This is a genomic window from Rhodohalobacter sp. SW132, assembly GCF_003390325.1.
Classification (GTDB): Bacteria; Bacteroidota; Rhodothermia; order Balneolales; family Balneolaceae; genus SW132.
The window spans coordinates 1-8060 of sequence record NZ_QUOK01000021.1; the positions used below are offsets into that span (position 1 = coordinate 1).

Sequence of the window (8060 nt, forward strand, 5' to 3'; positions counted from 1 at the left end):
GGGAGTAGCCATGGAGATGATGGTGATAGTACATCGTCTGTAGATATTCCAGTACTGTATGCACCGGTCCACCATGGCGTAGAGGTATCGGTGACGCCCTCTTTTGAATGGAGCGATGCGGGTGCCGATTACTATGTCCTTCAACTAACCGGTAATGGGGTCAATGTGGATGTTACAGTGAAGGATACCAGTTATACACTCAACAATAACCTGCTCGAAACCGGCGAAACATATGAGTGGCGGGTTCGTGGTGTGAAAGATAGCGTTGAAGGGAAGTGGAGCAGAGTTTACACGTTTGAAACAGATACGGACAGCCGCGCCCTAACCAGTGTGGACGGAGAAGCCCCCCTGGAGACAGCGATTGAGCAAAATTATCCAAATCCGTTTAATCCTTCTACCCAAATCGAATTTACGCTCTCTGAATTGCAAAACGTGACGCTGAGCGTGTATGATATGGCGGGCCGCCAGGTGGCGGTGTTAGTCGACGGTATGCGGCAGGCCGGCAGGCACTCGGCATCGTTTCATGCTGATCATATGGCCAGCGGTGTCTACTTCTACAGGCTCGTTACCGAAACCCAAAGCTTTACTATGAAAATGACGCTATTGAAATAGTGAAAAGATATAATGTAAAAAAAATCTGTATACGAAAAATGAGTTCAGGCTTTATAAATTTTGATAGATAATTTTTTCCAGATTTTTCGAAAAGTGTTTTGGTCGATAGTGATCATTAATAGTGTTGAGTGCAGCTAAACCAAATTGGCACAATTTATCCGGAGAGTCTATGAAGTAGTTAATCTTTAGAAATAGCTCACTTTTATCGTCTGGATCAAAAATAAAGCCGTTTACGTTTTCCTCAATAATGTAATTGGTTCCATTCTGATTGGTTACAATGACTGGCAGACCCGAAGACATTGCTTCAAATGGAGATATGGAAGCGAGTTCATTAAAACTTGGAAGTACGAATAAATCATGATCCGCGTACGCATTCAATACTGTTTCATATTTCTCATTAGGGTGCAGGTCAATTTTAGATATTAAATTGTGTGTTTTAATATAATTTTGTAATCGAGTGAAATTTTGTTTGCTGGTTTGTGTACTTCTTAGCATTCCATATAATGAAAGCCTAATTTTATCCTGTTTGAAAAGTGGCAACAGTGCCTCAAGCAGGAATAGTAAATTTTTTCGCTTCTGACCCAGCTTTGAGACAACAATAATTTTGAGGGGGTTGGAAGAGTCAATGTGCGTTTTGTATGTTTGCTTGATTTTGGTATATGGAACCGAGAAGGGTATAAAAAATATATTTCCTGGAATATCAGTATCAGAAGTTATTCTTTTGGCAGTTGTCATCCTGTATTTTGAGATAAACAGACGGACGATGGCATACCAAACCCGGCGCTTTAAACTTTCATGTACTACAGGATCAGCTTGATCATAAAAGAGAACAGGGATCTTTAAAAATTTTGCAATCAGGCCAATTTGTATATTTAACATCATAAGATCTCTGACTATAATTAAATCCGGTGCCTCCATTTCTATAACGGACTTCAGAGCACGAAAAGATTCGAAATGAAATAACTTGGTGTGACCGGAAGGGAAATAAGGCCGGCTGCGAGGTGCAAAATAGTGAGTGTTGACTTCCAGATTGTATGGGTTATTCAATTTTTCACTATTCATGGTAATGAAAGAAACTTTGTGGCCATTACTGATCAGCCCTTTTATCATTGCCGTGTAGTTAGTATGAATTCTTGGGACAGAAAAGAGAATGTTCATATATCAAAAATTTATCACGAATGAGGTAAAATGTGGTATAAAAATTTTTATTTAGCTTAGCTTTATCTTTTCAATAAATCTCACCACAATCCAACTTTTAGTATTTAGGGATCGATTATTTATTTTCACTTTTTAATTAGGTGCTTAGCATTTTTGCAATTCTACTTGCAGATATTTCAGCACTTAAATTAGTAACATCAATTGTTAATACATTAAATCCTCTCATATTTAGATATTTTTTCCAAAATGCGAATGCCTCCACTCTTTCAGCGGTATTAATATCTTTTTTTTCATTTTGCCGAATTTTAAATTTAGAATGGTTATTTGATTTTAATGAAGCATTATTTTTCTTATTTCTATTTCTATTTCTATTTCTTTTTCTTTTTTTTCTTTCTTTTTCATCTATTTCTAGAAAAACAAAAAGTGCTGAATTTAGATAAGATGAAGGATATACTTTATCTATTATTTCTACCCATTCTTTACCGAAACAACCAATAGAAGATAAATATACAATTGAGCATTCATCAGATAAATACAAATCTGATGAATAACTAAAATAGAGTGGTCCATATACTATCATTAGAGCTCTTTGTGCGGCATTTCTAAGAGTAGCATCTCTTTCATTTTTTATTTTTAACATGACTTTTAAAAAAAGGGGTAACCGGTTAGGGTATATAAGTAGATTAATAAGGTTGCGTTTATTACTCCTTAGGAATATTTTTTTTTGAGTATTTGTCTTGAAGGTATTAACGATCGTGGATTTTCCTGTACCAGGTAGTGCAATTAACTCAATATACTCCATAAGCCAATTATTCAGTTAAAAATAAATAATGAAAATTTCATGTCATGCCATCAAAAAAAATAGAAAACAGAAGGAATTTCCCAACTGTCTTCAGTAAAAAAATGTTTGTATTAATTATTTCAAAATATTTTGTTCAGTAATATCCAATTGGTTTACCAGAATTTTACTCCAAAAATATTGAATTTGTCCGTCAGCTTAATGATTAAATTAAATTATTTTCAGCTTATTAATACGCACTATGGCTTGAGACGAAGTCAATTCCCTTCACACAGCTTTACCAATTAGTTTAAATTTTAATCATTTTATTAGAAATATGAATGATAAATTTCAACTAATTGCCATTTACAACTGTAATATCATAGAGATGAATATATAATAATTAGTAGGCCCTAAACATAAAGCCGTAGCCCCGGTCCGAGGCCCTATATTCCCGGAGTTGACTTAATACTATGATTTTCGTACTAAAAATAGAATTTTTATATTGATTGATATGAAGAAAAGCAGAAAAGAACTACAGCCGGTGCTGATGTTGATCCTGACGCTGGTGCTGGCTTCGCTGGCGGGAGTGGCGACCGCAGACCGGGCAATTGCCCAGGGTATGGATAGTGTAGAGGGTGATCGCCGGGCCCTGGAAGATCTGTATCATGCCACAAACGGGGATCAATGGACCTATAATACGGCCTGGCTGGACGGTAATCCCACAGATCGCTGGTACGGGGTGCGAACAGACCGGAACGGTCGGGTGGTCCGGCTGGATCTCTACCAAAATAACCTGGATGGGACTCTTCCGCAGAGTATCGGGAATTTAACCCGCCTGCGGTATCTCAATATCAAACAGAATGAACTGACAGGCGAAATTCCCGAATCCCTCGGGAATCTCATGCAGCTTGAGTGGCTGCTTTTATCAGGGGTGGAGCAGAAAGAGCCGAACGCGACAAGCGATACCTACCCCGGAAAAGAGAATGAAGCTACAAATTCCTTCAGCGGGGCAATCCCGTACATCGGGGAGATGACAAAACTTCAGATCCTTGAAATAGCAAATCAGCCCGGATTTGAAGATACTCCGCTGCCGGAAGGATTGGGTAATCTCAAAGAGCTCTGGTTTCTATCCCTCCAGAGAAACCAGCATACCGGTGAGATCCCGGAGTCTTTCAGAAACCTGGAGAAAATGCGTCACTTGCATCTGCACTCCAACAAGCTCAGCGGAGAGCTTCCGGATATTTTCAGCGGATGGCAGGAGGCGCGATATATCAGGCTGGGCGGGAATGAATTTACCGGCAACATTCCGCCCACCATGGGGGAGATGAGAAACCTGAGACTGCTTAGTCTGTCTAATAATAATTTTACGGGCCCAATACCTGAAAAATTAACTGACGGGAGTATTCCGGCTATCAATACCATTGTATTGCAATGGAACGAATTGTCCGGTTCAATCCCTGATATAAACGTAAACCTGACGGTGCTGACTGTAGACGGCAATAATCTCTCCGGACCGATCCCCGATCTCTCCTCATCCCCGCGAATCATCAATTTAGGCCTGGGCTGGAATGATTTTGAAGGGGAGTTCCCGGATATGAGTCACGCCTACCAGCTTCGCTATATCCGTGCGCGGGATAATAATTTTTCGGGTCCGCTTCCCGCGCTGAACCCGCATAACGGCAGCCTTGCCAATCTCTGGTTTCAGAATAACAGCTTCTCCGGCCCGATACATCCCTCCATACCGGCAGCGATCAACAACGGCCGGGACCCTTTCGGGGATTTCAACCTGTCCGGCAACCGGTTCTGCGGCCCTGAGCTGGAAGAACTCGAGCAACAGCTAAGCCGATTATTTAAAGGGGTGGACTTCAGTTCCGGCGATCAGCGGGATCCTATCTGTGATGATGATTTGTGAGTGAATGTGTGATGGGGTGAAACCAAGACCTTCCAGAGTGCGAACGGAGTGAGCTCCTGGAAGAGTCTGGTTGTGCGGGCTTTGGTTAATCCAGGTGCAAACGAATAGAACTTGCTCGTGCGGACTTGGCTTGATTCGTTGAAACCTTAACGATCCCGCTCTGCGCTCAGACAATATTCGTTTGATCGGTTGGTTTCTTAGTCGTTGATAGATGGTAAAAATGTTGCTATACAAACCCGCGGATGCGGGTGAATCAAATAGTAACCCCACGTTTTAACGTGGGGGTTAGTAACGGCAAATCAAATCAAACCATCGGGCGGGATCTTACGAAGGTTTCTTAATATAAAATCCGATGGTTGGTCACAGGGATTAAATCAACGGTTATCTCTTTGAAGAATTTTACCTTGCAACAGGAGATATCTCCGCTCCACACCAGAAAAGCACCGGTGTTTCGGTCGACATGACAGGTTTCATTTTTGGGCAGGCGCGGCGCCAGGTACCTTAAAATCGAACAGAGTTTACGGTTGCGCCGCGTGATGAATGTTGGGTGTTCGCCCCGGTGTGTTGGGATCAGAAATGCACTGGGTTCTCGAACGTATAGGGAGTGTAAATGTCTTGGTTCGTTGATAGTTGGTGAAAATGCCCCGAATAACCCGCGGGTGTGGGTGAATCACATAGTAACTCCACGTTTTAACGTGGGGGTTAGTAATGGAAATCCGAACCAACCATCGGGCGGAATCTTACGAAGGGTTCTTAATAATATCCGATGGTTGGTTGCAGGAATAAATCAACGATTCTTTCTTTGAAGGGTTTTACCTGGCAAAAGGAGATATCTTCGCTGTACCCGGAAAAGCACCGGTGTTTCGGTCGACATGACAGGTGGTACTGGGGCACATGCGTGGCGCCAGATATCCAAAGATCGAACAGGATTCAGGGTTGCGCCGCGTGATGAATGTGGAGTGTTTGCCCCGGTGTGTTGGGGCCTGAGATGCACTGGGTGCTCGAACGTATAGGGAGTGGAAGTGTCTTGATTCGTTTATAATTGGTGAAAATGCCCCAATAACCCGCGGATGCGGGTGAAATGTGAATAGCCCCACGTTTTAACGTGGAGGGTTAGCGATGGTAATTAAAACAAACCATCGGGCGGGATCTTACGAAGGTTTGTAACCTGATCCGATGGTTGGTCGCAGGGATTAAATCAACGATTATCTCTTTTGAAGAATTTTACCTGGTAAAAGGAGATGTCTCCGCTACACACCGGAAAAGCACCGGTGTTCGTTCCTTCGAATGGAGAAAACTGGTGCAGGTGCTTGAACAAAAATACATCGCGTATCACCATCTTTCCCTTTGTTCATTTTTGCTCGCCCAAAAACGAACCAAAAAGGGCGCAAACGAATAGAACTCACTTGAGCGGACTTGGCTTGATTCGTTGAAACCTTAACGATCCCGCTCTGCGCTCAGACAATATTCGTTTGATCGGTTGGTTTCTTAGTCGTTGAAAGTTGGTGAAAATGATGCCATAACAACCCGCGGATGCGGGTGAATCATATAGTAACCCCACATTTTAATGTGGGGGTTAGTTGCAGGCATTAAATTAACGATTCTTTCTTTGAAGGATTTTACCTGGCAAAAGGAGATATCTTCACTGTACCCGGAAAAGCACCGGCCTTTCGATCCTTCGAATGGAGAAAACTGGTGCTGGTGCTTGAACAAAAATACATCGCGTATCACCATCTTTCCCCATGTTGATTTTATACTCGTTCTCCCAAAGGAATCCTCAAACGGGGAAAAACGAATACAATCCTATGACTAAACCTACTTTTTTGGAGTGTGAGTTTAGTTTTAATAGCATGGTTTCGTCGCGGCGCTGCCATACATCCTGTTCATTCTCAGAATGGTGTGCGCCGCGCTTATCCACCAGGACACGCCTGTCATTTCGACTAAACGAACGGAGTGAGTGCACGGAGAGATCTCCCCGTTCCTGGAACTGATTTATTTGATGTTTAGAAAAAATCTCTTTCTTAATACCGAACTTTTCCCTTTAGGTTCGGCAAGGACGTGAACGGGAGTATTGAATGATGATTTGAGTCACGCCACACCTGTTCCCTTGTTCATTTTTGCTCGTCCAAAAACGAACCAAAAAAGACGCAAACGAATAGAACTCACTTGAGCGGATTTGGCTTGATTCGTTGATACAATGCCGATCCCGCTCTGCGCTCAAACAATATTCGTTTGATCGGTTGGTTTTTTAGTCGTTGATAGATGGTGAAAATGATGCTATACAAACCCGCGGATGCGGGTGAATCAAATAGTAACCCCACGTTTTAACGTGGGGGGTTGAAACGGCCATTCAAAACAAACCATCGGGCGTGATCTTGCGAAGGGTTCTTAATAATATCCGATGGTTGGTCGCAGGGATTAAATCAACGATTCTTTCTTTGAAGGTTTTTACCTGGCAAAAGGAGACATCTCTACGTTCCTGGAACTGATTTATTTGATGTTTAGAAAAAACTCGTTCTTAATACCGATTCCCGATGGCATCTGTTGGGAAATGTGGGGTAGGGGCGGCAATCCGAAACACACCATCGGAAACGATGAACAGCTTTTCATGGCTAATATTTTGTTCCTACGGAACATCCCGGTTTGGGCAAATACGCCTTTTCTACAAACGTAACGTCCCTGACGGGACGATCACTTTGGGGTAGTTTTGATTGTTATAATCGTGAAGTTCCCTTTGGTGTGACCTCGGTACAGGATTTGTTGATTTGACCAAACATGGCACTTCGAATGGGATTGCTGAGACGGGTATTTATATAAGTCAATAAGAATTAAACAAATAGAAATTTCTTGATCGGGGCAGCGATAATCAAAAAATGAGAGAAATGATCAAATCCCGTTCCTTTAGGAACGATAGATTTGTAGAAACATAAACGTGCAATCAACCAGCCGTGCCGTAGGTACGGTATGTTTCTATTCTATTGAACGATGAATTGTTTTTATTGGGTAATATTTTGTTCCTGCGGAACATCCCGGTTTGGGCAAATACGCCTTTTCTACAAACGTAACGTCTCTGACGGGACGATAATGGTTAATTTAATGGATGTTTGTCAAACATATCGTAATTATCGGGATGGTCTCGCCAGGTTTTACCCGCCACGCACCTCTCTTGTCATCTGCCTGCCACAATATTTTCGGGGGTCGGAACGCCGAGGTTTTGCCGGTGTGTAGCGGAGGCATCTCCCATTCACCCACTCACCCATTCTCCCCATCTCTTACACACTCCCTCTCAAGAGGGGTGTATACGCGTAGGTGATTAGGCACATATATACGTACGTGGAACCGGCTATTTTTATATATTAATTAGAAAATTCTAATGAATTGGTTTAGGCAATAAATGCCCTGCCGATAATAAATAGAGAGATTCAAGGTAAAAGATTAGAAAAATCTAATAAATTTGTAACAAAAAACCTGCCGGGTCCTCTTGTACACAGTCAGTTCTTCACGGACTCAACAGGTAAATCAAAATTAAGAAGTAATTGAAGGGTTTTTGATATGAAAGTAGTTAGGATATTGAAATGGATGATTTTGGGGTTGTTG

6 protein-coding genes are annotated in these 8060 nt (G+C 42.1%); 3 read left to right on the forward strand and 3 right to left on the reverse strand.

Annotated elements, in window-relative coordinates; genetic code table 11:
- A partial coding sequence (locus tag DYD21_RS20655; protein ID WP_147303667.1) for a T9SS type A sorting domain-containing protein occupies positions 1-612 on the forward strand: 612 nt, incomplete at its 5' end.
- 51 nt (positions 613-663) lie between these two features.
- Here the strand turns inward: DYD21_RS20655 and DYD21_RS20660 are convergent.
- Together DYD21_RS20660 and DYD21_RS21175 are read right to left on the reverse strand one after the other, a co-directional pair.
- Positions 664-1770: a glycosyltransferase family 4 protein gene (locus DYD21_RS20660; RefSeq protein ID WP_116038923.1), complete on the reverse strand. Its 1107-nt coding sequence runs from the start codon at positions 1768-1770 to the stop codon at positions 664-666.
- Between the two features lie 136 nt (positions 1771-1906).
- Positions 1907-2572, reverse strand: a complete 666-nt coding sequence (locus tag DYD21_RS21175) for a hypothetical protein (protein WP_158607390.1) — start codon at positions 2570-2572, stop codon at positions 1907-1909.
- Between the two features lie 490 nt (positions 2573-3062).
- Between DYD21_RS21175 and DYD21_RS20665 the strand changes: the two genes are divergently transcribed.
- Complete coding sequence (locus DYD21_RS20665) at positions 3063-4463, forward strand: hypothetical protein (protein WP_147303668.1); 1401 nt, start codon at positions 3063-3065, stop codon at positions 4461-4463.
- Positions 4464-5643: 1180 nt separating this feature from the next.
- Complete coding sequence (locus DYD21_RS20670; protein WP_116038925.1) at positions 5644-5862, forward strand: hypothetical protein; 219 nt, start codon at positions 5644-5646, stop codon at positions 5860-5862.
- Positions 5863-6240: 378 nt separating this feature from the next.
- Here DYD21_RS20670 and DYD21_RS20930 read toward each other — a convergent pair whose 3' ends face one another.
- Positions 6241-6426 carry a hypothetical protein gene (locus DYD21_RS20930; RefSeq protein ID WP_147303669.1) on the reverse strand — a complete coding sequence of 62 codons (186 nt, stop codon included), beginning with the start codon at positions 6424-6426 and terminating at the stop codon, positions 6241-6243.
- Positions 6427-8060 lie beyond the last annotated feature (1634 nt).